This is a genomic window from Faunimonas pinastri (genome assembly GCF_900110915.1).
GTDB classification, from domain to species: Bacteria; Pseudomonadota; Alphaproteobacteria; order Rhizobiales; family Afifellaceae; genus Faunimonas; species Faunimonas pinastri.
Window position 1 is genome coordinate 22,558 of the sequence record NZ_FOFG01000005.1, and the last position, 26,144, is coordinate 48,701.

Sequence of the window (26,144 nt, forward strand, 5' to 3'; positions counted from 1 at the left end):
GGCAGGGTCAGAAGCTGGTGGACGTTTCGATCAGGGAAGCATCCACCGGCGAAATGGTGTCGGCATCGGTGATCGGCGTCTCGCCCGATGCACCGCTGACCGTGTCGGTGGTCGAGGCGGCCGGCGTGACGGCATAGGTCATCGAAACCAGCGAGACGTGACCGTCGACGTTGTTGTCGGCCCAGCTCTGCGCCTCTTCCATGCTGGAAAAGTGGCCGGTGCGCTCCGGCGCGGTGCCGTTCTTCACGGTGAGCGAGACGCCGGCGAGATCGCCGGGGATCAGGATCAGGGTCTGGGCAGCAATCTTCGGCATGTGAAACCTCATTCGGTTGGGGAGAGGAGAGGCCGGTCAGTCGGTCAGGCGAGCGATCGACTGCTCGACGGCATCGACTTCGGCGCGGAATCGCAGTTCGTCCTGCTGCGCGTCGCGAGCCGCGGAAACATGATGCTGCCGCTTGCGCATCGCGCTTTCGGCGCGGCGTTGCGCGACCTCGCGGGCATCGTAAAGCGCCCGCAGCCGGGCGGGATCGTTCTCGTAGGGCATGGCGGTAAGCCTTCGAAGCGGGATTAAACCGTTGCGAGGGGACCGCTCTCGCTGCCCAGCCGCGGCCCGTAGACCTTGGCGGCAGCCCCACGGACCTCTTTAAGGTCACGCAACGGCTTGCGGATCGCGAGCAGATCCACGGTTGGCTGATGGAGGAGCGTCCGCACCGGTCGTTCCGCCTCGACCACCTGGCGGAGGATCACCGGCAGGCGCTGCAGCTGGGCGTCCGTCATGCGTAAAACACGCGGCGAACCGGCACTTCTTTGACCATCGGCCGCTTACGCCGCCGGTGGTGGTGATACGCCACTTCGCGCGGGCCAGCTCGGCCCGTTGCCTTCGCCTGGTGGAGCGGTCGGGTCACCGGAGCGAGTTCCGTCTGGACACCAAGGGTGACATCCATGCCGATCACGTAAAGACCGGCGGCAGCTGCCGCCCCGAGATTGAGAAAGCGCATCCGAACCTCGTCATGCTTTGCGAAAGGGCACTGGTGAGGAAGGCGCTCACGCCTCCTGGGTGGTTATGCTGCACCCCACCCCGGCCTTGGGTCCTAGCCCACAGCGTCAGGCCGACACGCGCCGCGGCAATGCCGGGCGGCTTACGTGCGTCTCACCAGATCGGTTTGGTGAGAGACAACGGCCGTTGCCTCTCACGGATGTTTATCGAAGGCGCTCCAGCAGCTCTTCAAGCTTGAAGACGATCTCGCCACGATCGACGTGAAAGCGCTCGGGATCGCGGCGCGACACCGTCAGCCGTTTCACCTCGCCGGCGATCTTCTCCAGGTCCTCGCGGATGGCGCGGACGGTGGGCGGCTTCACCGCCGGCCCGTTTGCGACATAGACCGCCTGCCCAGTCGACCGACGCTCGACACGAACGTCGCAGCCGTTCGCGGCACGGATCGTGGAGCGGGAGGGGCGAAGCAAGGGCGATCTCTTCTGAAAAGCCAACGAGGCCGGCGCGGCGTTTTGCCGGCCGGCCCTCGTCTGTGGCGCAGCCGAAGCTGCCGAGCCTGCGCTCGAAGTGAAGCCCCAGCAGGTTGCGGGTGGCGGGCTACTGTGTGGCGCAGGAACACGAAAAGCCGGCACCGCGAGAGCGGCCCGGCAGATGACGCGGTTACGTGATCGGGATCCAGGTGGTGAGGGCAGCCATGATGCCAACCCTGAGGGCACCCCAGAAACGGAAACGCCCGGCGGCTGGAAGCCCCGGGCGCATCACTCGAACGGTGAATTTCTCGCAGGTTCTACGCGGCGGGTCAAGCCCAACTCGTTCACTTCACTGCTTCAAAGACAAAGTCGAACTCACGACGGGTTCCTTCTGCGTTCGGTCTGAATGACCGCAATTGGCCATTCCGAATGTCAGATGTTGAGCTTGAAAGACAGTTCACAAAAGGGAAGGCACGTTCCAAACCTGCCTGGAGGCCGAGTTGCGCCGCCTCGAGAGATAGCTTCTTTCCGCCGATCCGAATTACTATTCGAGCACGTCGCTTCAGAAGAGGTGCAATTCCCAGCCATGTCTCAGTTAAGAAGTTCCAGTAATTATCTGGATTCGAATGCCTGTCGTCACCTTCTGTCGCGCTACAGGGAAACGGGTCTCCCCCAAGAAACCAGACGCGAAGCCATTGATCCTCGCGAAAATGTGTCACATCCAAGTAAGGAGGAGAGGTGAGAACAACATCGACCTTCCCCTCCCAATCCGAAAGGAGTTCACTCGACAGCCGGGAGTCGCCTTCCACGACGTGTCCAGTTCGGATTGGAGGTGCACTTACATACCGGAAATCCGCTTCTTCTCTTAAGATTGAGAAAACATCTCGCTCTGGAGGCAATAAGCCGTGCTGTCTCCACCAGCGAACAGAATAGGAGGGCTTCGTGGAAATCGTCCTCGGCATCCTGTTACTAAATACGCGACGGCTCCGGTGGCTCTCACCGTGCAGACACCCTGCAGCCATTGCTGCGAGGAAGCAATCTACAGCGTTGTTTCTCCAATCCAACTCCCGTCTGATAAACAGAATCTGTTGAAGGGTGGTTTCGGAAAAGCACATCCGAAAGAATTCATCCGACAACAACGGATCAACTGTTGTGACGAAGGACCTCTCCAGGTCATCAAGCCGCGCGCGGATTGCGCCGATTGACGGTGCTTTGCTCTTAGCGCGAGACACACATACCGCGAGAGGATTCACATCCACCCCCAGCGCCTCATGCCCCATCTGCAACGCCTCAAACACGGTTGTTCCACGGCCGCTGAAACAATCCAGAACCACTGAGTTTTCCTCAGCCAATGAGAGGTGCTTTCGAACAAAAGCTTCAGGGAACATCGCAAAATACGGACAGATCGAGTGGAATCTATGCCGGCTCATAGGAGTACACTTCGGCTGGGGACCGCCGGAAGGCACGAAGCCACCGCCAGATCAACGAGGCAGCGGCCGCGCAATCGACAGCCGTGCCAGCGTGGTTCAATTGAAGCCCTTGCCATGCCAATAACGGCGTACGCGTGCGATCAAGAATCGCTCCATGTTTGAAATGATTACGTCTCATCTCATCTTCGCTCAGCCGATACGGAACTATAGTGTAATAAACAGTATTGCAATTCGGTTTGTCTAGAAAGTAATTCCGCATTAATAATTCGCTGTCTATTCGAGCTGACTTCTGCGGCCAATCATGTCCGCTGGCAGTTTGACCGAACGCGAAGAATGCAGGTGGCGGGCCATCCAGAAACGGGTTCCAAGCCAAGACATCTATTCCGCTGTCTTTGTCGTACTCTCCAGCACCTGGCCCGGGCACGTCTCGACCTGAGCCCGTTCCGGCCAGCTGACAGGTTCGACGTACGACCTCGAGGATTGATTCGTCTGTGGGTCGCGGCCACCCGAGCCAAACAGCTGGCCCTTGAACTTGCCCCGCTAAAGCCAGCGTGGCGACACATTGAAAATGGTGGTTCCGCGCAGCCCTTACGGCACTTGGATGTGGGGCCGTTTCAAGTATCCGAGACCGGGTGACATGTGAGAGGACGAGGCAAAACAGGTAGAAGCGCCCGCCCCGGCGATCATTCCTGTCCTTCAGTCCAAGCACTTCTCCAGACGCCGACAGGCAGAAAGGGTAAGTATTCCCCAGTGCTTTCTCACGGGCACCGATCTCTTGCTCGATCTCCAAACGTAGATCTTCCACCTGGAGGTCGCGCTCACCAATGTCATCCTCGATCTCGTCAGCCTGTATATCTAACGCCCCGATCAACTCGTCCAGTTTAGACTGATGATAGATATCGAAAAAGGCATTCAGCTCCAGCCAGTCGACTTTTTCGAAAACCGTGGCATTCACCGCTGGCGCTTTCAACATTCAACGAGAATCCTCGGCAGGGCTGGCCGGCCTCTGCAGCTCGGGATGATGGTCCGCGGCTTCCATCTCCATTGATCGATGGATTGTTCGCGCTTTTGACAGGATCTGCTGGGCGATCGTGAGTAGCGTTCGATCCTTACCATCGTACCCGTCCAAGGATGCCTGAACATCCCGCAGGTGCTCATTCGCCTTCACAAGGTGCTCCTCTAGCCGCGAGCTAGCCGGGATTGTGCTGACTTCCGCTGCATCCAGGTCGCTGCTCTCAAGCATGATCCGAGTTGAGACCGGATCGGATAGCACTCGCTTGAGTCGAGCGATGTCGGGATTCTGACGCCGGATCGCTGGCTCTATCGCTTCCGACTTCTGACCGTACAACCACCGGAGCAACTGGCGCAGGTTATCGAGATTGGATTCCGGTATCGGATTCCGAGCAGGGTCTGCGCTTCGATCCCAAGTCGTATACCCAAGGAACTCCCGATATTCAGGATAAGTCAGAGCGGTATATAAATGGGAGAAGCTAAAATTCTTTGTGGCTCGGTCTACGACGAAGAAAACGCCATTTTCCTCCGCCTGATCTAAAACGTAGATGGCGCTGACCAAGCGGTAGATCGTATCGTTCTTGTCTCCCATGCTTCTGGCGATTTCGCTAAGGGAGAGACCCTGCCTGCCTTCTTCGCGTTTCCGGCGCTCGTCATCAAGCCATCGTGCAGCGTAGATTCCCTTCGCATGTGCATCCCAAGCTTGAGGACCATTGATGTGCTTGAAGCCAATCAAGGTGCGGGCTTCGTCTTGGGACACAACTCGATAGACGGAGACACTCTTCAGAGTTGCGCGTATTGGCTCCGAGAGAGGTGGGATCGACAGTTTCGCGCGCTTTGCAAGGTCGGCGCTACGCAACGCCTTCAGCGCAGCTAGCCGTCTATTCCCTTCCAGAACGACTAGATCGTCACCTTCGCCGATAACGATCAAAGGTTCGATGTCGATATAACCGCTAGTGGAGATCGACTCGATCAGCTCGGCCAAATCGGCGGACGCGGCCAGCTCAGCGATGAAAGCAGCATCGCTGTCACTCGACGGCTTCTTCTCAGGGGTGAAGCGAGGGTTGTGTCGATCAAAGGTCAGGCTGTCGACAGGAACCTCGACGCGCTCCCGTGCTGCGACTTCCTGCTCCCACCAAGGCATCAATATTCTCTTCGGCTGCTATGCTCATGCTTACACGGCAGAAAGCTACCGGCAAAGCGTCAACAAGGGGTTCTCAATGAGATCTTCCGGGGCGCGTTCTTGGCTCGGCCCGTCCCGCCCAAGCTTCTGAGATCTCCTCAAGCATCCAGCGGAAGCGGTCTCCAGCATAGGCGGCTCCTCGATCCCGCCCCTTTCCGCGTGCTGCCCCTTCGCTCGCGAAGCTTGCCTCACCCATGATCAGGCGGCGAAGGAACTTTGCCCCTACCTCGCCCACCACCTTCTCGATCCGCTTCACGTAGTCGTCGGCCAACCGAGCCTTCGCCAGCGTCCGGATTAACCGGATCTCGTCTTCCGTTGCAGCGTCCACCTTCTCACCACCGGCCCAGCCGCCCCCCATGCGAACGCCTGCCGCCTGTTCGAATACCGCCTGGATGATGCGCCCCACCATGTAGGCAGCTTCGGAGATCCGGCCGTGCGACCGCTCGAGCTCGAGCAGGTCGACGTTTCGGTTCACCCGGGCGAGGATGCGCTCTTTCGGGTTTTCGGGATCCGGCACCGCGATTTGCGCTGTGGGCAGGTTCGGTGACAGCGGCCGCCGCGCAACGCCGCCGATCGGTGGCACGGCATCGGCCGTGTCATAGCGGCTGGTGCGCACCGGCCGCTCCGTTAAAGCGGTCGAGCGAACGCCCACCGCCGGATAAATCGCTGCTTTCCGTTTGCGTCCTGCGCTCATGTTCGCACCCGTTCCCTCAGGCCGGGATGGGTCGGAGGCAATTGGGCTCAGACGCAAGAGATTTCTTCGAGAGCGCCTCGACGCGCTGTAGGCTCAGATATTCGGCCACCTGGCGAGCCGCCTCGTTACGATCTCGCTTGAAACTTGCGTACGCCCACCCGCGCTGCCGGCAGGTTTCGCGCACCGAGATCCCGACCGCCCGAGCGCGGGCCCATGTCAGGATCTTCACCCGCAGTGTGGACGACCGGCCGAGCGCGCGGCTTGTCGCCTCGATCAGCGCCAGGCCCGCGATCGGCGTGTCATCGAGGGCAATGAAGCTGTTTCGCGTCGGGCTGTAGATTGGCGTGTCAGGCAGTCGGCGGAAGGAGTCGACCAGCCGCTCCGACACAAGCTCCGGCGTCCAGTCGTGTTCAGTGAGCATTGCCCAGCGGCACGGCGGACCGCGAAGCGGCCTCGGTCCGGTGCACGCACCCCTCGCAGATTGAACCAGGATAGGACGGGATGGTGGCAGATGATGGCATGCCGGTTTTTATCATGGTTGATGACGGAGAACAAAGCGGGATCGGGAATAAGGCTTTTCACAGGGCCAGTGTTCGTCTATGAGCTCGCCTCCCGAACGCGAACAGCCGAAGACCGTTATACAATTCGGTTTACATTTGCTTCTACGCCTTCGATTCCTCCCCTACCAGGACCGCCGAAAATCAGGGACTTTGCGAAGTTCACGGCGTTCGTTCGAATCCCCCTCCATCCGCCATATTTCTGCCGCCGCTGCTCCCCCACGCCGGGCGGAACCTGCGTTTCGGGTCGCTCTGGTGGTCCCCGTTCCTTCGGCCCTCTTTGCAGCGACCCGCGTCCGCTGTCCTTAGCGGCTGATACCGCTCGCCGATGGCTCATGGGACGATCTCCACAGCCGCCGACCCCGGACGGCGCTCGCTGTGCTGACCGCCACCTTGCCGCCGGCGTGCACGATGAGCAGGGCTTCAGCACTTCCTGGGAGTCTGCGAGGAAGGGCATTGACCCCGCGCGCCCTGCGTTCGATGGCTAGGCGAAACACCGCTATCAAAGGAACGCATCCATGGCACGTCGTCCTTCCGATCCTCGCGACGCCGCGGAAGCGGCGTTCAAGGCCGCGACCACCCGGCCGCGCGAGGCCGCTCCCAAGCCGACCGCCATTCCCGGCGTTAAGGAGATGGTCAGCATCCGGCTGGACCAGGACGTGCTGCTGCATTTCCAGGAAGACGGCCCGGGCTGGCAGGACCGCATCAACGCCGCTCTACGGCAGGCCGCCGGCCTGGACTGACCTCTTCAGGACGCCGCACGAGGCCGAACGGGGCCCGAACGGGGCCCGAACGGGGAAGCATCCGCAGGCATCCGGCGGAACCAAAGCGCGGCCTTGTTCCTTTGGGAGCGACAGGACTTCCAGTCCCGCACCTTCCCCTGGGTTTTCCGCTGCCGGCGCGGTTCGGCATGTCGTCCGGCGGTGGCGGCCGGGCACGGGGGTCCGCCGCTTCCGGATAGGCCCATGCCCGACGTCCTTGCCCAGACCGCGACCGATGCAGCCGCCCATGCGGCGGCGGCGAATGCGGTTGCCAACAGCGCCGCGACGGTGCCGGGGGCGCCGGTCGCGGCCGCCCCTCATACCGTCGGTCAGGCCGTCAACATCAACCCCGCCTTCGTCCTCTCCAAGGTCGAGACCTGGGTGGTTGGCTTTCAGCGGCTCCTGCCCAACATCATCGTGGCCGTGGTGCTGTTCGCGATCACCTTTGGGGTCGCCTGGCTGATCGAGCGCGCATTTCGCAAATGGGCGGACCAGCATGACCGCGCCAATCTCGGCGCGGTGCTCGGATCACTTCTGAAATGGATCGTCGTGCTTTTCGGCCTCGTCCTGGCGCTGACGATCGTCATTCCGTCGCTGCATCCGAGCGATCTGGTTGCCGGCCTCGGCATCGGCTCGGTCGCCATCGGCTTCGCCTTCAAGGACATCCTGCAGAACTGGCTCGCGGGGCTCCTGATCCTGCTGCAGCGTCCCTTCTCCGTCGGCGACCAGATCGTCGTCAACGGCTTCGAAGGGACCGTGGAATGGATCGAGACGCGCGCCACCATCATCGCCACGTATGACGGGCGGCGCGCGATCATCCCGAATTCCGACGTTTATTCCCATTCCGTGGTGGTCAACACCGCGCGGCCCACGCGGCGGTCGCAGTACGACATCGGGATCGGCTATGGCGACGACATCGAGCATGCACGCAGCGTCATCCTGGAGGTGCTCGCCAAGGTCGATGGCGTCGAGGCGAAGCCGGCTCCGGAGGTGCTGGTCTGGGACCTCGCCTCTTCCACCGTGAACCTGCGCGCCCGCTGGTGGACGGACAGCAAGCGAACGGATGTCGTGCACACGCAGGCGCGGGTGCTGGAAGGCGTCAAGGTCGCGCTGGACGGAGCCGGGATCGACATGGCTTTCCCGACGCAGGTGATGCTGTTCCACGACCAGACGGAAGAAACGGACGGCCGCCGCGGCAAGCAGCGGGAAGGCTGGCCCCGCCGCCCTTCCGGCGAGCAGCCGCAGCCCGCGCGCGAGGCCTTGTCCTTTCAGCCGCAAAACGAAAAACGGCCCGGCTGAGCCGGACCGCTTCAGGCAATGTCGCCGATCTTTGAGGTTCAGAGCACCGTCATCGCCGGGAGGCCACGAAACAGCGGCAATCGGGCGGCGCGTTCCGTCAGTCGTTCCTGCGGGCGGCGGTTGCGCTCCATGGTCTTTCCGCCGGAAACCCGGGTTGGCGCTTCGACGCCGACGGAAGCGTCGATGAAGTCGCGGAACAGGGTCTGCGCCACCGGATCCTGGAGCGAGTTCCTGCCCCCCATCCGTTCGGTGCAGAGACGCACTTCGCGAAGGTACGTCACGCCGGTATCGTCCAGATTGTGCACGGACCGCGTCGGCTTGTGGACGATCTTCGCCCGGCCGAACAATCCGACCCGAACTTGGTGGGCATCGTCTTCGAAGAGCACGCGATCCAGCATTTCAAACCACCCGTTTACGCCTTTACAGAAACCGCGACGGGGATGACGAGGGTCGCCGCCGCGTTTGCTTGAAAGCATTTAGGCCGGGAAGTGAGGTCGATTTGGGCTTCGTTTAAGGCGGTAGCCATCCCATTTTGTGGCAAAAGTTTGCCGCCTTAACGAATCTGAACAAGAGCTTAACGGCAGGGTTACCGAGTGCCGTTTCGGAACAGCCCGCAAAGCAAAACCGCCGCGGCTGGTGCGCGCGGCGGCAAGGCTTTTCGCAGAATGTCAGACGGTCAGTAGCGGCCGGGGCGTTCCGAACTTTCCAGCAGCGCCGTCAGCATGACGCGATCGGAATCGGCCGGGGCCGGAGCGGTCGGACGGAAGGACGGAGCCGGACGATAGGCGGGCGCCGGATTGCGGCTGGGCCGGAAGGCGCCGGGTGCGGGCGCCAGTTCGGGCCGCTTGGTGAAGTTCTGCGCCACCATGACGGTCGGCGCGTCGTAGGACGGCCAGCCTCCCGGAGGCGCCTTGCGCTTCTCGTAGAAGGCGTTGCCGCCGGCCACCGTCATGTAGTGCATGTTGCTGTAGGGATAGTGGTAGCCGGCCGTGTGGAAGAACATGGTGGTCGACGTCACGCCCGTATGACGCGCGCCGCGCATCACGCGGTCGGCGTTCTGGTAGGCGCGCTCGCGGCCGGCATCGTTCATCGGCCGCGTCAGCACGCCCGGGGCGAACTGGTTCGGCTGGCCGACCACGCCGCAGATCGTGTCGGGATAGCGGCCCGACTTCAGGCGGTTCATCACCACTGTGCCGACGGCGATCATGCCGTCGTCGCTGGAGCGGTTGGATTCGAAGTACATCACGCGCGCCAAACAGTCGCGCTGCGTCAGCCGGGGCGCGACCTCCCTGGAAGAGAACATGGCGCAGCCCGCCAGGGACGCTGCGACGGCGGCGATGGAGACCATCCGGATGATATGACTGAGAAGACGCATACGCTCGCTCGAAACTCCGACCCGTGCGCGGCAGGACCCTCAGAGAAAGTCATGGCTGAGTTAACAGGTGATTGACGGAAAGGAGATTCCACCGCGCTTTGAAGCGATGGCTAACAACCTCTTGCCCGTCAAGCGAAGACAGCCCTTGCCAACAGCCTCGCCATTACAGAAATAGGGACATAAAGATATGGTTATGTCCACTGGACGGTTGCGGCCGCCGGCGTTTGCTGAGAAGCGTGACGCCTGGGCGGATCTGCGGCGACACGGAGCTTTGGCAGAATGGCGGACGTCACATACGGGCGCGCGGACGGCGCGGAAGTTCGCGCGGCGCTGGAGCAGGCGGCCCGCGAGCGGATCCTGATCCTCGACGGCGCCATGGGCACGCAGATCCAGGGACTGGGCTTCCACGAGGAGCATTTCCACAGCCACCATTTCGGCCAGGTCGACCAGTCGCTGCAGGGCAACAACGACCTGCTGACGCTGAGCCAGCCGGATTCAATCCGCGACATCCACCTGGCCTATTGCCGCGCCGGCGCCGATATCGTTGAGACCAACACCTTCTCCTCCACCTCCATCGCCCAGGCCGATTACGGCATGCAGGCGCAGGTTTACGAGCTGAACCGGCAGGGTGCGAGGCTGGCGCGCGAGGCGACCGCGCAGGCGATGGCCGAGGATGGACGGCGTCGTTTCGTGGCGGGCGCGCTCGGACCCACCAACCGCACCGCCTCCATCTCGCCCGACGTCAACAATCCCGGTTACCGCGCGGTCACCTTCGACGACCTGCGCGTGGCCTATGCGGAGCAGGTGCGCGGCCTGATCGACGGCGGCGCGGAAATCATCCTGATCGAGACGATCTTCGACACGCTGAACGCCAAGGCGGCGGTCTTCGCGACGGAAGAAGTGTTCGCAGAGATGGGCGTCCACCTGCCGATCATGATTTCGGGCACGATCACAGACCTGTCCGGCCGCACGCTGTCCGGCCAGACGCCGACCGCCTTCTGGTACTCGCTGCGCCATTCTCGCCCCTTCACGATCGGGCTGAACTGCGCGCTCGGCGCCCGCGAGATGCGCGCCCATCTGCAGGAACTCGCGCAGGCGGCCGACACCTTCGTCTGCGTCTATCCGAATGCCGGCCTGCCCAACGAATTCGGCGCCTATGACGAGAGCCCGGAGGCGATGGCGGCGCAGATCGCGGAATTCGCCGCGGACGGTCTCGTCAACATCGTCGGCGGCTGCTGCGGCACCTCGCCTGACCATATCCGCGCCATCGCCGAGGCCGTGAAGGGCAAGGCGCCCCGCGTGCCGCCGCAGATCGAGCCGCTGATGCGGCTCTCCGGGCTGGAGCCGTTCACGCTGACCTCCGACATTCCCTTCGTCAATGTCGGCGAACGCACCAACGTCACGGGCTCCGCCCGCTTCCGCAAGCTGATCACCGCCGGCGACTACACCGCCGCGCTCGATGTGGCGCGCGATCAGGTGGCCAACGGCGCGCAGATCATCGATATCAACATGGACGAGGGCCTGATCGATTCCGAAAAGGTCATGGTCGAGTTCCTGAACCTCGTCGCGGCCGAGCCGGATATAGCGCGCGTCCCCGTGATGATCGATTCATCGAAGTTCTCGGTGATCGAGGCCGGGCTGAAGTGCGTCCAGGGCAAGCCGCTGGTGAACTCCATCTCGATGAAGGAGGGCGAGGAAGCCTTTCTCCATCATGCGCGTCTCGTGCGCCGCTACGGGGCCGCCGTCGTGGTCATGGCCTTCGACGAGGTCGGTCAGGCCGACACGATGGCGCGCAAGGTCGAGATCTGCACCCGCGCCTACAAGCTCCTGACGGAGGAAGCCGGCTTCCCGCCGGAGGATATCGTCTTCGATCCCAACATCTTCGCGGTGGCGACCGGGATCGAGGAGCACAACAATTACGGCGTCGACTTCATCGAGGCGACGCGCGCGATCCGCCAGACCCTGCCGCACGTCCATATTTCCGGCGGCGTGTCGAACCTGTCCTTCTCGTTCCGCGGCAACGAGCCGGTGCGCGAGGCGATGCACGCGGTTTTCCTATACCACGCCATCGCGGCCGGCATGGACATGGGCATCGTCAACGCCGGGCAGCTCGCCGTCTACGAGACGATCGACGCGGAGCTGCGTGAAGCCAGCGAGGACGTGGTGCTCAACCGGCGCGACGACGGCACCGAGCGCCTGCTCGCCGTGGCCCAGCGCTTCAAGGGCACGGCCGGGCAGGAAGCCAAGGCGCGGGATCTCACCTGGCGCGAATGGCCCGTGGACAAGCGCCTGGAGCACGCGCTGGTCAACGGAATTACCGAATTCATCGAAGAGGACGTGGAGGAAGCGCGGCTCGCCGCCGCGCGGCCGCTGCATGTGATCGAAGGTCCGCTGATGGCGGGCATGAACGTCGTCGGCGACCTCTTCGGCTCCGGCAAGATGTTCCTGCCGCAGGTGGTCAAGTCCGCCCGCGTGATGAAGCAGGGCGTGGCGCACCTCCTCCCCTACATGGAGGAGGAGAAGGCGCGCACCGGCGGCAGCGACCGCAAGAACGCCGGCAAGATTCTGATGGCAACCGTGAAGGGCGATGTCCACGACATCGGCAAGAACATCGTCGGCGTGGTCCTCGCCTGCAACAATTACGAGGTGATCGACCTCGGTGTGATGGTGCCGGCCGCCAGGATCCTGGAAACGGCGCGTGCCGAGAACGTCGACGTCATCGGCCTGTCCGGCCTGATCACGCCGTCGCTGGACGAGATGGTGCATGTCGCCTCCGAGATGGAGCGCGAGGGCTTTGACATCCCGCTCCTGATCGGCGGGGCGACGACGAGCCGCGTGCATACGGCGGTGAAGATCAATCCCCGCTACGAACGCGGCCAGACGGTCTACGTCACGGATGCCAGCCGTGCGGTCGGCGTCGTCTCCAGCCTGCTCTCGCCGGAGGGGCGTGGCGGCTACAAGGAGCAGGTGCGCAGCGAATATCGCAAGGTGGCCGAGGCTCACGCCCGCAATGAGGCGGACAAGCTGCGCCTGCCGCTGGCCAAGGCTCGCGCCAATGCCTTCCGGCCGGACTGGTCGGGCTACGCGCCGACGCGTCCGTCCTTCCTCGGCACGCGCGTCTTCACCGAATACGACCTGGCGACGCTCGTCCCCTATATCGACTGGACGCCCTTCTTCCAGACCTGGGAACTGCGCGGCCGCTATCCGGCCATCCTGCAGGACGAGAAGCAGGGCGAAGTCGCCCGCCAGCTTTTCGCCGACGCGCAGGCCATGCTGAAGCGCATCGTGGACGAGCGCTGGTTCGTGCCGAAGGCGGTGATCGGCTTCTGGCCCGCCAATGCGGTGGGCGACGACATCCGCCTTTTTGCCGACGACGGGCGGAGCGAGACGCGCGCCACCTTCCACACGCTGCGCCAGCAGCTGCCCCGCCGCGACAACCGGCCGAACCTCGCGCTCAGCGATTTCGTGGCACCGCGGGAAACCGGCGTCGCGGATTATGTCGGCGGCTTCGCCGTCACGGCCGGCGCAGAGGAAGAGGCGATCTCCAATCGCTTCGCCCACGAGCACGACGATTATTCCTCGATCCTCGTCAAGGCTCTGGCCGATCGTTTCGCGGAGGCCTTCGCCGAGCACATGCACCAGCGGGTCCGCAAGGAATTCTGGGGCTATGCCACGGACGAGGCGCTCACCGACGACGAGCTGATCGGCGAGGAATACAAGGGCATCCGCCCCGCCCCCGGCTATCCCGCGCAGCCCGACCACACGGAAAAGCGCACGCTTTTCGATCTGCTGGACGCGGAGCGCGAAGTGGGCGTGCGCCTGACCGAAAGCTACGCCATGTGGCCGGGTTCATCGGTCTCCGGCCTCTATATCGGCCACCCCGAGTCGTACTATTTCGGCGTGGCCAAGATCGAGCGCGACCAGGTCGAGGACTATGCCGGGCGCAAGGGCATGGATGTCGCGGAAGTGGAGCGCTGGCTGGCGCCGATCCTGAACTACGACGCGGGTGCGCTTGCCAAGGTAGCCGCGGAATAAAAGGCGGATAAACGCGATGTGATACCGGGACCGGCCCAGACGCTTCGGCAATTAAACCTTCGGTAATGACGACATGGGAAGCTCGATCCTCTTGAATCGGACTTCTGATGACCAGATCTCGCCTGACCGTTCTGATGATCCTGGTTATCTTCACAACCTTCGGCTTGTCGTATATCTGGGAGAATGGGCTGGAGGGCATCGTCGATCATGCCCTCGGCATTCCCTATGACGGTGACTTCGAGGTCAGCGAGCGCTGGAACTTCATCCTGACCTCGACGGCCTTTTCCATCATCTCGCTGGTCGTTCCGGCCGCCTTGTCGTTTCGGGCCTTCAGCTCGCTGCAGCGGGCCCATGGAGAGCTGATCGAGGCGCAGAAGCGCACCGAGGCCATCGCCCGGCACGATTCGCTCACCGGCCTGCCCAATCGCCGGGTCTTCGCCGAATGCGTCGGGAACGCCATCGTCGCGGCGCGTGCGAAGGGCACGGAAGTGGCGGTCCTGATCATCGACCTCGATCGCTTCAAGGGCGTCAACGATGCCTATGGCCACGGACTCGGCGACATGGTCCTGGTCGAGGTGGCGGAACGCCTGCGGTCCCTGGTCGGCCAGAATACGCTGTTCGCCCGGCTGGGCGGCGACGAATTTGCGGCCGTGATGGAATATCCGGCCGGATCAAACCGATCCTTCCGCTTGGCCCAACGCGTCGGTGAGGAAATCCGCCGGCCGCTCCAGGCCGACGGCATCGAACGGCAGATGGAGGCAACGATCGGCGTCGCGCTCTCGTCGCAGGGCACAATGGGGTCTGACGACCTGATCCGCGCCGCCGATCTTGCACTGACCCGCGGCAAGCGGGAGGAGCGCGGCAGCATCCGCTTCTTCGAAGCCGGAATGGACGAGGAGGTGCGCCGGCGCGCGACTGCCGAAGCGGATCTCCGGCGAGCGCTGGCGGAAGGACAGATCCACCCGGCCTACCAACCTCTCGTTGCCTTGGCCGACGGCTCCCTCGCCGGTTTCGAGATGCTGGCGCGCTGGAAGCATCCGACGCGTGGACCCGTCCCGCCGTCGGAGTTCATTCCGCTCGCCGAGGAACTGAACCTGATCGGCAAGCTGACGGACGGAATGGTCCGGCAGGCATGCCTGGAAGCGAAGAACTGGCCGGAGCACCTCACGCTCGCCTTCAACCTGTCGCCCGCGCAGCTGAGCGACGCCAGCCTGCCCCAGCGCCTCCTGAGCATCATGGATGAGAGCGGCTTCGCACCCTCGCGCATGGAGGTGGAGATTACCGAGAACGCGCTGATGGAGGGTACCGAAGTCGCCGGCCTCGTGCTGGACGCCTTGCGCGCGGCAGGACTGCGCGTCGTGATCGACGATTTCGGCACCGGCTATTCCAGCCTCGGCTATCTGCGGGACCGCCGGTTCGACAAGGTCAAGATCGACCGCGCCTTCGTGCAATCCATGCTGGAATCGCACGAAAGCGCCAAGATCGTGGAAGCGGTGATCGGCCTCTGCTCCAGTCTCAACCTGCCGACGACCGGGGAAGGCATCGAGACCGGGGCGGTGCTGCGCGAGCTCGTCCGGCTCGGCTGCACCTATGGGCAGGGCTATTATCTTGGCCGGCCCGTCTCCGCAGCTGATATCGCCCGGCTGCTCGCCGGCCAGACCGCCTTCGACATGGAAGGCGAGGGCCGGCCGTTATCCTGAGCGGCTCGCCCGGCGCTCCGGCCTTCAGGAGGCGCGTTGCCAGATCTGGCTGCGGCCGAAGAGCGGCACGAGGAGATAGCCCCGCAAGGTGAGGCTCTGTCCGTCGGGCGAGAGCTTCATCTGGGCGTGGTAGTCGTCGCCCGAATCCGGATCGGTGATCGTGCCGTCCTTGTAGGACCCGTCGCCCTGCGGGATCATGCCGCGGATCAGGGTGAAGCCCACCAGCGGCGTGTTCTTCTCCTCGCCCTTGCAGCCGGTGCAGACGGGATTGGGCGGATCGCCGGGCGCGGGGTAGATCTTGATGATCTTGCCCGAAACGGTCCCGTCCTGGTCTTCGAACCGGATCAGCGCCCCCACCGCATGCGTCTTGTCGTCGATCTGCTTCCAGACGCCATTGATGGGATCGGCCGGCCTTGCCGGAGCGGGAGCCGGAACCGGCGGGGCGGAGGCGGCAAAGCCAACTGCGGGAGATACCAGCGCCAGGCCGGGAAACAGGGTCAGGCTGAGAAGAAGTCCAGGCAGGCGCATGCACGAGGCCTCCGAAACCAGTCCGGCCAGAGTGCGCGATGAGATTGCGGGAGACAAGGCGCTGTATTCGTCGCAGGCTCGCCAGCAGCTCCGTTCCGCTCGTCTTCCGGGACCGCGCGCCCTGTGCTAGCGTAAGTTCCTGTTCGCCCGACCTATCCTGAATGCCTTTGAAATCCACGCCCACAGACCGCTGCCGCTTCCTGCCGGTGCCCTTTCCCGCGCTCTGGCTGGCGCTCGGCATGGGCGTGGGCGCCGTTCCCCCCGTCCTGGCGCAGACGGCGCCGTCGGATGCCGTGGGACAGCATGCCGCGCCGCCATCTCCCGGCCGTGCGTCCGATTCCGTTCTCTTTTCTCCCGAGCGGCTGACGGACAATCCCGCGCCCCTCGTCCCGCCGGGCGCCTCCGGCCCCGCGATTTCCTCGCCCGAAGGCATCGCCAACCCGAAAGACCCGCTGATTTCGTCGCCGCCGGTTGCGCCGCCCGTTGCGTCCGGGCCTCCGGTTGCGCCCGCACCGGCAAGGCCGGCCACGTCAGCGCCCCAGCCGACGACGGGCCCCGCTGCAAACCCGCCGGCGCGGCCGGCCGCCATTCCGGAAGACGAATCCCGGTCCGGTCTCGCCTGGATCTGCTTCGGGCTGTTCGGCTTGGCCGGCCTGGGTTTCCTGGGCCTCTGGCTCTTCCGAAGCCGTCCGAATGGACACACCGCGCGCTGGCCCTCCGTTCCGGCCACCGTGCTGGCGAGCATCGCCAGGCCCGCTCCCAGACCGGAGGTCGCGACGCCCGACGACGCCGGCACGGAAGACGAGGCGGCCGACCGCTTCGTGCCTTCCGTCCATTACCGCTACAGCGTCGATGGCGAGAGCTTCTATGGCGACCGGTTGCGCGCCGGCGAGGGAGATGCCGCGCCGATCGAGGACGTCCGGCGCGTTCTGGCGCGCTATCCCGAGGGCGGCATGCTGGAAATCCGCTACGATCCGAAGGCACCGGCGGAAAGCACGCTAGACGTGCCGGAGCCCCGCTCGCCCGCGCCCCTGATGGCCGCCGTGATCGCCCTTGTGGTGGCATTGGCGGCGCTCGCCTACGCCCTGATCTGACCCTTCGACAAAAAGTTTTCGCCGATCGGCGCTGCGGTGGGCGGCTTTTCCCCGCTGACGGCGGAATTGGGGAACCCGTCTTTGCCCTCTCCCGGAAACCGGCCTACATCAGGTGACCGGCCGGACTGCGCATGGCGCGGCGGGCGAACTTGGGAGACTGACATGGCGAACGCATTGCTCATCGGCGACGAGGCGCCCGACTTCGAGGCGGAAACGACCGAGGGTCACATCCGCTTTCACGATTTCATCGACGGGCATTGGGCGGTCCTGTTCTCGCATCCCAAGAACTTCACCCCGGTCTGCACCACCGAACTCGGCTACACCGCCCGCCTGAAGCCGGAATTCGACAAGCGCGACGTGAAGGTGGTCGGCCTCTCCATCGACCCCATCGAGAACCACGACCAGTGGGCTACGGATATCCGGGAGACGCAGGGCTATGCGCTGAATTTCCCGCTGATCGCGGACGCCAGCGGCAAGATCGCGGAACTCTACGGAATGATCCACCCGAATGCGAGCAACACGCTGACCGTGCGCTCCGTCTTCGTGATCGGTCCCGACAAGAAGGTGAAGCTGACGCTGCAGTACCCGGCATCCACCGGCCGCAACTTCGACGAGATCCTGCGCGTGATCGACTCGCTGCAGCTCACCGCCAAGGAAAACGTCGCGACGCCGGTGAACTGGCAGAAGGGCGACGACGTCATCATCCCGACCTCCGTCTCCGACGAGGACGCGAAGAAGAAGTATCCGCAGGGCTGGAACGAGCAGCGCCCCTATCTGCGCGTCGTCACCCTGCCGACCGCATAGTCGCGGCACCAGAAACCATGGGCACACGCCCAGCAAAAAGGGCCGGGAAGCCTCCGCTTCCCGGCCCTTCTCGTTCAGCCTTCTCGTCCGGCCTTCTCGTCCGGCCTTCTCGTCCGGCCTTTCGGCCGACCTGTCGCTAGACCGCCAGATGCGCGCCGGCCGTGAGGGCCAGGATCAGCAGCACGATGAAGATGATCAGGAACAGGAAGAACAGGATGCGGGCGATACCCGCCGCACCGCGCGCCACTCCGGTGAAGCCGAAGGCACCGGCGATGATCGAGATCACGAAGAAGATAAGAGCATATTTCAGCATGTGGTCGCCCCAGATTGCCCGTTTCGCCGCAATCGTGCTCTTGAGGGACGATCCCGGCGTCGTTAGCAACTCGGCCGCCGCCACCCGGTTCCCTGAGCCGGCTCCACAGTTTCCGAAAAGCCCGAAACGGGGTTCGGCCTCGCGCGGTCGAGCAGAAAGTTCTTCCCGCATCTGGAACAAGGCCGCTTCTCGCCATTTTCTCATGTCAACGGCTGGTTCCGATGAAGGAGCCGCATCCCGGCCGATTCGCATCGCATTCCATGCCGCGGGCAAGCGGCCCTCACAGGAGTTGAATTTGCGCAACGGAGCTTTGAGCGCCGCCCTTCTTGCGGGGGTCCTCGGTCTGGCGGGTGCCGGAACGGTCGGCACAGGCGTAGCCGCTGCGCAGGACCGCTCGGTGGAGGATCTGGTACAGAAGGCCATTGCCCGCCATCAGAGGACCATCCAGCAGGCCCAGGTCCAGGATCAGGCCCCGTCCCAAGATCGCGTTCCGGGCCAGGACGACGACCAGCAGGGCGATAATGGCTGGAACGGCGACCAGGACGGCGCGCCCGATGCGCCGGACGCGCAGCCCGATACCGAGCGACCGCCGCCGCCTTACGTCCCCCCGGTGTCCAGCCAGGGACCGGCCGATCCGAACGAGACGCTGGAACCCGGCCAGCCGGCTCAGCCCTCCGCCGTGCCGTCGCCCGCGCAGCAATCGGCGGCCGACAGTGTCGGCATGCGCGCCGAGAACCTGACGGCCGAACTCGTGAACTCCACCCAGTTCCATCCGGGCGCCGAGCAGGTGCGCGGCGTGAGCCCCCTGCTCCTCAAGACGCAGGTGCTGCTCGACCGCGCCAACGCCTCCCCCGGCGTGATCGATGGCCGCTACGGCAAGAATGTCAGTAAGGCGATCTCCTCCTACCAGCAGGAACTCGGCCTGCCCGTGGACGGGAAGCTTTCCGCCGATCTCTGGAACGCCATCGGCGGCAATCTCGATCACCCCATCCTGATCGACTACACCGTGACGCCGGAAGACGTCGCCGGCCCGTTCTATCCGAGCCTGCCGCACGATTATGCCGAGCAGGCCAAGCTGCCGAACCTCGGCTACCGCGATCCCTGGGAAGAACTCGCCGAGCGCTTTCACATGGACGAGAAGCTCTTCCGAGAGATCAATCACGGCCGCGATCCGAGCGTGCCCGGCACGGTGCTGACCGTCGCCGATACCAAGGGGCCGCCGATCAAGGGCGTGATCGCCCGCATCGAGGCCGACAAGAAGCACGGGCAGGTGCGCGCCTATGACGACAAGGGCTGGCTGGTCGTCGCCTATCCCGCCACGATCGGGAGCAGCGACACGCCGTCTCCCTCCGGCGAGGTAACCATCCGCGCCGTCGCGCAGAACCCGGTCTATTATTACAGCCCCTCCAACTTCGTGCAGGGCAACAACACGAAGAACCTCCAATTGCCGCCGGGCCCTAACAATCCCGTGGGCATGGTCTTCATCGCGCTGTCCAAGCCGACATACGGCATCCACGGGACGCCGGAGCCGTCGGCCATCGACAAGACGTTCTCGCATGGCTGCGTGCGCCTGACGAACTGGGACGCTGAGGAACTGTCGAAGCTGGTTCACCCCGGCATCCCGGTCGTATTCACGGAGTAGGCTTGTCCTTTCCGCGCCTCACACTCGCTGCGGCAGCCATCATCTTCGCTGCGGCGACAGGTGCGAGCGGCGCAAGGGAGTTGCCGAGACCCCGCCCGTCGCCGCCGGCGGACATGGCTCCGCCTCCGGCGGCCCTCCCGTCCACGGCCCCGTCCACGGCCCCGTCCACGGCCCCGTCCACGGCCCCGGCCACGGCCCCGTCCACGGCCCCGGCCACGGCCACGAATCCGTCGGCGCCTCCGGCGGCGGAAGACGACGAGCAGGTTCTCGCGAAGGGTTTGCCGCATCCGCGGCCCGTGCCGCCGGGCGCGGCGACGGCGAGCCCGGCCGGCCCCGAAGAGCTAGGCCCCGAAGAGCCAAGCCACGAGCAGCAGGGCCACGAGCAGCAGGGCCCCTCCCGGCGGACGCCTAGGCAGGAGGCCGCTCCGGCCGGAACCGGCTGCGGCGGCGTGCCGGCGGGCGCCAACGGCCCGCATTCCGTGCCGCCGCCGATTCCGCCGACATCGACTGCAGAAATCGAGCCGCAACCTTCCGGCATTGCGATGCCCCATCCGCGCCCGGAGCAGCGCCAAGTCCCTGCCGCCATAAACCCGGCGAAACCGCCGCAGCTCACCGCGCCCGTCCCGGTGCCCGTCGTAGATACCAGGGAGGAGGCGCGCTGCCGCGACCATCTCCACAGCCTCGGTGTTTCCTTCAAGGACGTGCCCCCGCTACCCCAGACCGGCGCCTGCGGCATTCCTTCACCCGTCAGCCTTTCCACCGTCGGTCCGGGCATCAGGATAGGCCCGGAAACCGTGATCTCCTGCCAGGAAGCGGAAGCGCTGGCGACCTGGGTGCATGATTCCGTCATCCCGGAAGCGAAGAACGGACTCAAGGCGACGCTGACAGGTATCGGCCAGGCCTCCGCCTATGTCTGCCGCACGCGCTACCGCAACGTGCACGAGAAGGTCAGCGAGCACGCGACGGGTAATGCCATCGACATTTCCAGCTTCCAGTTCTCCGGCCACGCCGACATCCCGGTGAAGATCCGCTCGAACGATGCGCAGAGCGATCCCGAGCGCACGTTTCAGTACGCGGTCCGCGAGGCGTCCTGCCGCTACTTCACCACCGTGCTCGGACCGGGCTCCAACGCGGCGCATGCCACGCACTTTCACCTCGACCGCATGCAGCGGAAGAATGGCTACCGCATCTGCGAATGAGGCCCGCCCGGATGGGCGAGAGGATCAGGGCCTCGCGCCGAAGACGAAGCGCGAATAGCCGAGAAAGGAAATTCCGACCGAGAAGGCCGAGGAAAACGCCGTGGCGAAGGTCGGCGGCAGCGCGGGCACCGTGACGAGGAGCGCGGTATAGAGGCTGTAATTGATCGACGAACTCAGCGCCGCCACCATCGCGTAGCGCATGCCCTCATGCGCCGGATGCTTGCCCGAGGGCTCGAAGGTGATGCGGCGGTTGAGCTGCCACGCGATCAGCGTGGCGAGAGCGATGGAGATCAGCCGCGACGTGAAGGGATCCTGCCCGGCGCCGTAGTGCAGCGCCGTGAGCACGCCGATATCCACGAAGAAGGCGACGCCGCCGACAAAGGCGAAGCCGAAGACCCGGCGGATCAGCCGGGGAGAAAGAGACGTCTGAATCATGGGTCCTGCCACATGCGCCGGTTTGGGCCGGAGCGAAAGGGGGGCGGCAGGAAAGTGATCGAGATCCGCGCCATTGCCCGTGGAAAGACCCCGGCGATCGACGCCGCGCCGACCGAGTTCGCCTCTTCCGGGTCGACAAGGCCGCATTGCCATGACTCCGCCATGAGTACAGGGTTTGTGGGATGCATGATCGGCGCGCAGCCGCTGAAAGGACCCTGATGATCCGCTCCCTTGCGACGGCCCTCCTGCTCCTCACGACCGGGGTCGCCACGGTCGAGGCCGCTCCCAATTCCGATCCACGGCCGGCCAAGCAGACCTTCGCGGCGGAGAAACTTCCCTCCGCCATGCAGTCCCAGCCGATCGGTTTCTATACGCGCGGCTGCCAGGCGGGCGCGGTTCCCCTGCCGCCGGACGGGCCGACGTGGCAGGTCATGCGCCTGTCGCGCAACCGCAACTGGGGCCAGCCGACCCTGATCAATTATCTGGAAGGCCTGGCGGCCAAGGCGCCGCGCGTCGGTTGGCCGGGCCTGCTCGTCGGCGATCTCGCCATGCCGCGCGGCGGACCCCTGCCCTTCGGCCATGCCGCCCACAATCTCGGCCTCGAAGCGGACATCTGGCTGACGCCGATGCCGAACCGCCGCATGAGCTATGCCGAGCGGGAGAAACGCGATCCGCAGGTGCTCGCCGAGCCCGGCCCGCACGAGATCGACCGCGCCGCCTGGAACTCGGCCATGCACGCCAACATCATTCACCTGGCCGCCGACGATCCGCGCGTCGACCGCATTTTCGTCGCCCCCGCGATCAAGAAGGAGCTTTGCGCCACGGCCACCGGCGACCGCAGCTGGCTGCGCGTGATCCGTCCCTGGTACGGCCATAACGAGCACATGCATGTGCGCCTGAAATGCCCGGCCGGCACGGCCTGCAAGCCGCAGACGCCGCTGCCGCCCGGCGACGGCTGCGGCGCGCCGCTCGCTTACTGGTACACCGACCAGCCCTATGCCAAGCCGAAGCCGGCCAAGCCCACCACGCCGCCGAAGCCGCCGCGGGTCGTCACCGTCGGCGATCTTCCCGCCGCCTGCGAAGCGGTGCTGCAGGCGCCGAACAAGGCGGGCACGATGACGGCGACGGAGATGTTCCAGGCAGCGGGCGGGCGCTAGGGGCCGGAGAGCAGACACCGGGGGCGCAGATGCAGGATCGGCGGCTTGAAACCGGGCGCGCGATTGGACATTTCTCCGCTTTCGTGTCACGGAACGGCCATGCGCACCGAGATCAAGATCTGCGGGCTTTCGAAGCGTGAAGAGATCGACGCGGTCATGGAGGCCGGCGGCGATCTCGTCGGGTTCGTGCTGTTCGAGAAGAGCCCCCGCAACGTGTCGCTCGGCCACGCCGCAGCGCTGGCGGGGCGCACCTGCGGCAAGCTCGGCGTGGTGCCTCTGACCGTCAACGCCTCCGACGAACTGGTCGCCAGGATCGCCGAGGACCTTCGCCCTGACCTGATCCAGCTGCATGGCTCCGAAAGCGTGGAACGCGTGCGCGAGATCCGCTCGCGCTGGAACCTGCGCGTCATGAAGGCGATCGGCGTCGCCGGCCCAAAGGATCTGGAGGCCGCGCGCGCCTATGCTCCCTTCGTTGAGCGCCTGCTGCTCGATGCCAAGCCGCCGAAAGACGCGACCCGGCCCGGCGGCAACGGCGCGCCCTTCGACTGGTCGCTGCTCGACGGCTTCGACCCCGGCGTGCCCTGGATGCTCTCCGGGGGATTGACGCCGGAGACGGTGACCGAGGCGCTGTCCCGCACGGCGGCGTCCGGCATCGACGTATCCTCGGGCGTGGAAAGCGCGCCCGGCGTCAAGGATCTCGGCCGTATCCGTTCTTTCATCGGCGCGGTCCGGGACGCCGACCGTCATGGCCGCCCCCTTGCGGCGGCCGCCCTCGCCCGGAGCCTCCGGGTCCGGGAACCTGCGAATCCGACTACGGCCTCCGGCAGCCGCGCCGCCTGACATTGGAAAGGCCTTTCCCAGTGAACGCCACGCAATCTCCGAATTCCTTCCGCAGCGGGCCGGACGACCAGGGCCATTTCGGCCTGTTCGGCGGCCGCTTCGTCGCGGAAACCCTGATGCCGCTGATCCTGGAGCTGGACGAGGCCTATACAGCGGCCAAGGCCGATCCGGCGTTCCAGGCGGAACTGGAATCGCTGGGCAAACACTATATCGGCCGGCCGAGCCCGTTGTATTTCGCCGAGCGGCTGACGCAGCATCTCGGCGGCGCCAAGATCTACTTCAAGCGCGAGGAGCTGAACCACACCGGCTCCCACAAGGTGAACAACTGCATCGGGCAGATCCTGCTCGCCCGCCGCATGGGCAAGACGCGGATCATCGCGGAGACCGGCGCGGGCCAGCATGGCGTGGCGTCCGCCACCGTTTCCGCCCGCTTCGGCTATCCTTGCGTCGTCTACATGGGCGCCACCGACGTGGAGCGGCAGAAGCCCAACGTCTTCCGCATGAAGCTGCTGGGCGCGGAGGTGAAGCCCGTCACCGCCGGCGCGGGCACGCTCAAGGACGCCATGAACGAGGCGCTCCGCGACTGGGTCTCCAATGTCGAGGACACCTATTACCTCATCGGCACGGCCGCCGGCCCGCATCCCTATCCCGCCATGGTCCGCGACTTCCAGTCGGTGATCGGCATCGAGACGCGCGCGCAGATCCTCGAGGCGGAAGGCCGCCTGCCGGATGTGCTGGTCGCGGCGGTCGGCGGCGGCTCCAACGCCATCGGCCTGTTCCACCCCTTCCTCGACGACCCCGACGTGCAGATCTACGGCGTGGAAGCCGGCGGACGGGGGCTGGAGGGCGAAGAGCACTGCGCCTCGCTGAATGCCGGCCGCCCCGGCGTCCTCCACGGCAACCGAACCTATCTCCTGCAGAACGCCGACGGGCAGATCCTGGAAGGCCATTCCATCTCCGCCGGGCTCGATTATCCCGGCGTGGGCCCGGAGCATTCCTTCCTGAAGGATACCGGCCGCGTCACCTATGTGCCGATCACCGACGACGAGACGCTGGAAGCCTTCGGGCTCTGCACGCGGCTGGAAGGCATCATCCCGGCGCTGGAGCCCAGCCATGCTCTGGCGCAGGTGATCAAGCTCGCGCCCACCATGGGCAAGGACCAGATTCTCGTGATGAATCTCTCCGGTCGCGGCGACAAGGACGTTCACACCGTCGCCGCCCATCTCGGCATGGAACTTTGAACGCGGCCAGACCTGTCATTGCCGACCGTTATGCCCCGCGCGCCATCGGCACCGCTGCGGCGTGGCAGCTCGGCGGCTGGCGTTTCAAGAACTACCGACTTGCCGCCGATGGCAAGCTGGACGACTTCACGGCAATCGAGGCCGCGGCCCGACGCACGGCCGAGGCTGTCTTGCCGGAACTGGACGCGACCGCGCACCACGGCGTCGGCTTCGCGATCCTGCATCGCGGCGAAGAGGGCATCTGGTTGCTCTTGAACTGGTGGCTGTCCGGTGGAATATGCGCGGGGCTGCTATGGCGCGCACCCGTGGACGAACCCGATCGATGGGAGCGGCCCGACGGGTTCGAGCGCGTGGAGCGCCCGTTGCTTGCGTGCGTCTGGGAGCTGTCGCCCATCGCTTTCGAGCGCGATGCCTGGGTGGACACTGTAATGAATGGCGGCTCGGTGGATGACTACCTGGCTCGGACCTACTCGCGGAGAACCTGCTGACATGACCGGAACCCGCATCGACCGTCGCTTCAAGGCGCTTGCCGCCGCCGCCCGCCCGGCTCTGGTCACCTTCGTCACCGCCGGCGACCCGGATTACGACACTTCGCTGAAGATCCTGCAGGCCTTGCCGGAAGCCGGGGCCGACATCATCGAGCTCGGCATGCCGTTCTCCGATCCCATGGCCGACGGTCCCGCGATCCAGGCGGCGGGCCTGCGCGCGCTGAAGGCTGGGCAGACGCTGGTCAGGACGCTGGAGATGGTCCGCATCTTCCGCCTCGGCGACGATACGACCCCGATCGTGCTGATGGGCTACTTCAACCCGATCTATTCCTACGGCCCCGAGCGCTTCGTGACGGACGCGCATGCGGCCGGCGTGGACGGGCTGATCATCGTCGACCTGCCGCCGGAAGCCGATGACGAGCTCTGCCTGCCGGCGCTCAATGCCGGGCTGAACTTCATCCGTCTGGCCACCCCCACGACGGACGAGAAGCGGCTGCCCTCCGTACTCCGCAACACGTCCGGCTTCGTCTATTACGTCTCGATCCTCGGCGTGACCGGCACGGCGGCTCCCGACAGCGCGCGCGTTTCCGCCGCCGTGGAGCGCATCAAGGCGCATACGGACCTGCCGGTCGCCGTGGGCTTCGGCGTCAAGACGCCCGAGCAGGCGGCCTCCATCGGCCGAACTGCCGATGCCGTGGTCGTGGGTTCCGCGATCGTCGCCGCAGTGGCCGACAGCCTCGACGCGGACGGCCGGGCGACCGAAAGTACCGTCGGCGGCGTTGCCGACCTCGTGCGCTCGCTGTCGCAAGGCGTCCGCGCCGCGCGGCTCCTGGCCGCCGAATAAACCGCGCCACCACTTCGTCTCAACACAGAGTTACAGGTCCCGGACGGGCC

Annotated in this window: 28 protein-coding genes; 13 read left to right on the forward strand and 15 right to left on the reverse strand. The window is 65.1% G+C overall.

What is annotated here, in order from left to right; genetic code table 11:
* Positions 1–7 precede the first annotated feature (7 nt).
* The 10 genes from BMY25_RS08300 to BMY25_RS08340 form a co-directional block, all read right to left on the reverse strand.
* Positions 8–313: a hypothetical protein gene (locus tag BMY25_RS08300; protein WP_092496183.1), complete on the reverse strand. Its 306-nt coding sequence runs from the start codon at positions 311–313 to the stop codon at positions 8–10.
* A 36-nt stretch (positions 314–349) separates the two neighbouring features.
* Positions 350–544, reverse strand: a complete 195-nt coding sequence (locus BMY25_RS08305) for a hypothetical protein (protein WP_092496184.1) — start codon at positions 542–544, stop codon at positions 350–352.
* A 23-nt stretch (positions 545–567) separates the two neighbouring features.
* Positions 568–777, reverse strand: coding sequence for a hypothetical protein (locus tag BMY25_RS08310; RefSeq protein WP_092496185.1), 210 nt, complete (start codon positions 775–777; stop codon positions 568–570).
* Positions 774–998: a hypothetical protein gene (locus BMY25_RS08315; RefSeq protein WP_092496186.1), complete on the reverse strand. Its 225-nt coding sequence runs from the start codon at positions 996–998 to the stop codon at positions 774–776. Before BMY25_RS08315 ends, BMY25_RS08310 begins: the two co-directional genes overlap by 4 nt.
* Positions 999–1,200: 202 nt before the next feature.
* Complete coding sequence (locus BMY25_RS08320; protein ID WP_092496187.1) at positions 1,201–1,464, reverse strand: hypothetical protein; 264 nt, start codon at positions 1,462–1,464, stop codon at positions 1,201–1,203.
* A 344-nt stretch (positions 1,465–1,808) separates the two neighbouring features.
* Entirely contained in the window at positions 1,809–2,852 is a 1,044-nt protein-coding gene (locus BMY25_RS08325; protein WP_238858224.1) for a DNA methyltransferase, read from the reverse strand.
* Positions 2,853–2,880: 28 nt separating this feature from the next.
* Positions 2,881–3,867, reverse strand: a complete 987-nt coding sequence (locus tag BMY25_RS20410) for a hypothetical protein (protein ID WP_143061915.1) — start codon at positions 3,865–3,867, stop codon at positions 2,881–2,883.
* Positions 3,868–5,049, reverse strand: coding sequence for a ParB N-terminal domain-containing protein (locus BMY25_RS08330; RefSeq protein WP_092496189.1), 1,182 nt, complete (start codon positions 5,047–5,049; stop codon positions 3,868–3,870).
* 73 nt (positions 5,050–5,122) lie between these two features.
* Positions 5,123–5,782 carry a hypothetical protein gene (locus tag BMY25_RS08335; RefSeq protein WP_143061916.1) on the reverse strand — a complete coding sequence of 220 codons (660 nt, stop codon included), beginning with the start codon at positions 5,780–5,782 and terminating at the stop codon, positions 5,123–5,125.
* Positions 5,783–5,798: 16 nt separating this feature from the next.
* Positions 5,799–6,203: a hypothetical protein gene (locus BMY25_RS08340; protein ID WP_092496191.1), complete on the reverse strand. Its 405-nt coding sequence runs from the start codon at positions 6,201–6,203 to the stop codon at positions 5,799–5,801.
* Positions 6,204–6,857: 654 nt separating this feature from the next.
* Between BMY25_RS08340 and BMY25_RS08345 the strand changes: the two genes are divergently transcribed.
* Positions 6,858–7,082: a BrnA antitoxin family protein gene (locus BMY25_RS08345; protein WP_092496192.1), complete on the forward strand. Its 225-nt coding sequence runs from the start codon at positions 6,858–6,860 to the stop codon at positions 7,080–7,082.
* Between the two features lie 222 nt (positions 7,083–7,304).
* Positions 7,305–8,399, forward strand: coding sequence for a mechanosensitive ion channel family protein (locus BMY25_RS08350; RefSeq protein WP_092496193.1), 1,095 nt, complete (start codon positions 7,305–7,307; stop codon positions 8,397–8,399).
* A 38-nt stretch (positions 8,400–8,437) separates the two neighbouring features.
* Here BMY25_RS08350 and BMY25_RS08355 read toward each other — a convergent pair whose 3' ends face one another.
* Entirely contained in the window at positions 8,438–8,797 is a 360-nt protein-coding gene (locus BMY25_RS08355; RefSeq protein WP_092496194.1) for a hypothetical protein, read from the reverse strand.
* Positions 8,798–9,075: 278 nt separating this feature from the next.
* On the reverse strand, positions 9,076–9,774 hold the full coding sequence (locus BMY25_RS08360; RefSeq protein ID WP_092496195.1) for a cell wall hydrolase: 699 nt from the start codon (positions 9,772–9,774) through the stop codon (positions 9,076–9,078).
* 279 nt (positions 9,775–10,053) lie between these two features.
* Between BMY25_RS08360 and metH the strand changes: the two genes are divergently transcribed.
* Both metH and BMY25_RS08370 read left to right on the forward strand, forming a co-directional pair.
* Positions 10,054–13,809 (forward strand): methionine synthase, encoded by a 3,756-nt coding sequence (metH, locus tag BMY25_RS08365; protein ID WP_092496196.1) that lies wholly within the window; start codon positions 10,054–10,056, stop codon positions 13,807–13,809.
* Positions 13,810–13,916: 107 nt separating this feature from the next.
* Positions 13,917–15,509, forward strand: coding sequence for a putative bifunctional diguanylate cyclase/phosphodiesterase (locus BMY25_RS08370; RefSeq protein WP_092496197.1), 1,593 nt, complete (start codon positions 13,917–13,919; stop codon positions 15,507–15,509).
* Between the two features lie 24 nt (positions 15,510–15,533).
* Here the strand turns inward: BMY25_RS08370 and BMY25_RS08375 are convergent, their stop codons facing one another.
* On the reverse strand, positions 15,534–16,037 hold the full coding sequence (locus BMY25_RS08375) for a DUF2147 domain-containing protein (protein ID WP_092496198.1): 504 nt from the start codon (positions 16,035–16,037) through the stop codon (positions 15,534–15,536).
* A 161-nt stretch (positions 16,038–16,198) separates the two neighbouring features.
* Here BMY25_RS08375 and BMY25_RS21350 point away from each other — a divergent pair, with 161 nt between their 5' ends.
* Both BMY25_RS21350 and BMY25_RS08385 read left to right on the forward strand, forming a co-directional pair.
* The gene (locus tag BMY25_RS21350) at positions 16,199–17,131 is read left to right on the forward strand and encodes a DUF3592 domain-containing protein (protein ID WP_143061917.1); all 933 of its coding nucleotides are present in this window, start codon (positions 16,199–16,201) and stop codon (positions 17,129–17,131) included.
* Between the two features lie 162 nt (positions 17,132–17,293).
* Entirely contained in the window at positions 17,294–17,935 is a 642-nt protein-coding gene (locus tag BMY25_RS08385) for a peroxiredoxin (RefSeq protein WP_092496200.1), read from the forward strand.
* Between the two features lie 136 nt (positions 17,936–18,071).
* On the opposite strand, the gene BMY25_RS08390 is transcribed toward BMY25_RS08385, so the two are convergent.
* A complete protein-coding gene (locus BMY25_RS08390; protein WP_092496356.1) occupies positions 18,072–18,248 on the reverse strand; it encodes a DUF1328 domain-containing protein in 177 nt (58 codons plus the stop codon).
* Between the two features lie 310 nt (positions 18,249–18,558).
* On the opposite strand from BMY25_RS08390, the gene BMY25_RS08395 reads away from it, so the two are divergent.
* A complete protein-coding gene (locus tag BMY25_RS08395; RefSeq protein ID WP_143061918.1) occupies positions 18,559–19,890 on the forward strand; it encodes a L,D-transpeptidase family protein in 1,332 nt (443 codons plus the stop codon).
* 113 nt (positions 19,891–20,003) lie between these two features.
* Positions 20,004–21,089, forward strand: coding sequence for an extensin-like domain-containing protein (locus BMY25_RS20755; protein WP_177176784.1), 1,086 nt, complete (start codon positions 20,004–20,006; stop codon positions 21,087–21,089).
* A gap of 24 nt (positions 21,090–21,113) precedes the next feature.
* On the opposite strand, the gene BMY25_RS08410 is transcribed toward BMY25_RS20755, so the two are convergent.
* On the reverse strand, positions 21,114–21,524 hold the full coding sequence (locus BMY25_RS08410) for a GtrA family protein (protein ID WP_177176785.1): 411 nt from the start codon (positions 21,522–21,524) through the stop codon (positions 21,114–21,116).
* A 218-nt stretch (positions 21,525–21,742) separates the two neighbouring features.
* Here BMY25_RS08410 and mepA point away from each other — a divergent pair, with 218 nt between their 5' ends.
* From mepA to trpA, 5 genes are all read left to right on the forward strand, one after another.
* Positions 21,743–22,681: a penicillin-insensitive murein endopeptidase gene (gene mepA, locus BMY25_RS08415; RefSeq protein WP_238858225.1), complete on the forward strand. Its 939-nt coding sequence runs from the start codon at positions 21,743–21,745 to the stop codon at positions 22,679–22,681.
* Between the two features lie 99 nt (positions 22,682–22,780).
* Positions 22,781–23,521 carry a phosphoribosylanthranilate isomerase gene (locus BMY25_RS08420; protein ID WP_092496205.1) on the forward strand — a complete coding sequence of 247 codons (741 nt, stop codon included), beginning with the start codon at positions 22,781–22,783 and terminating at the stop codon, positions 23,519–23,521.
* A gap of 20 nt (positions 23,522–23,541) precedes the next feature.
* A complete protein-coding gene (gene trpB / locus BMY25_RS08425) occupies positions 23,542–24,762 on the forward strand; it encodes a tryptophan synthase subunit beta (protein ID WP_092496206.1) in 1,221 nt (406 codons plus the stop codon).
* Positions 24,759–25,250: a hypothetical protein gene (locus tag BMY25_RS08430; protein WP_238858226.1), complete on the forward strand. Its 492-nt coding sequence runs from the start codon at positions 24,759–24,761 to the stop codon at positions 25,248–25,250. Before trpB ends, BMY25_RS08430 begins: the two co-directional genes overlap by 4 nt.
* A 1-nt stretch (position 25,251) precedes the next feature.
* Positions 25,252–26,094 carry a tryptophan synthase subunit alpha gene (gene trpA / locus BMY25_RS08435; RefSeq protein WP_092496207.1) on the forward strand — a complete coding sequence of 281 codons (843 nt, stop codon included), beginning with the start codon at positions 25,252–25,254 and terminating at the stop codon, positions 26,092–26,094.
* Positions 26,095–26,144 lie beyond the last annotated feature (50 nt).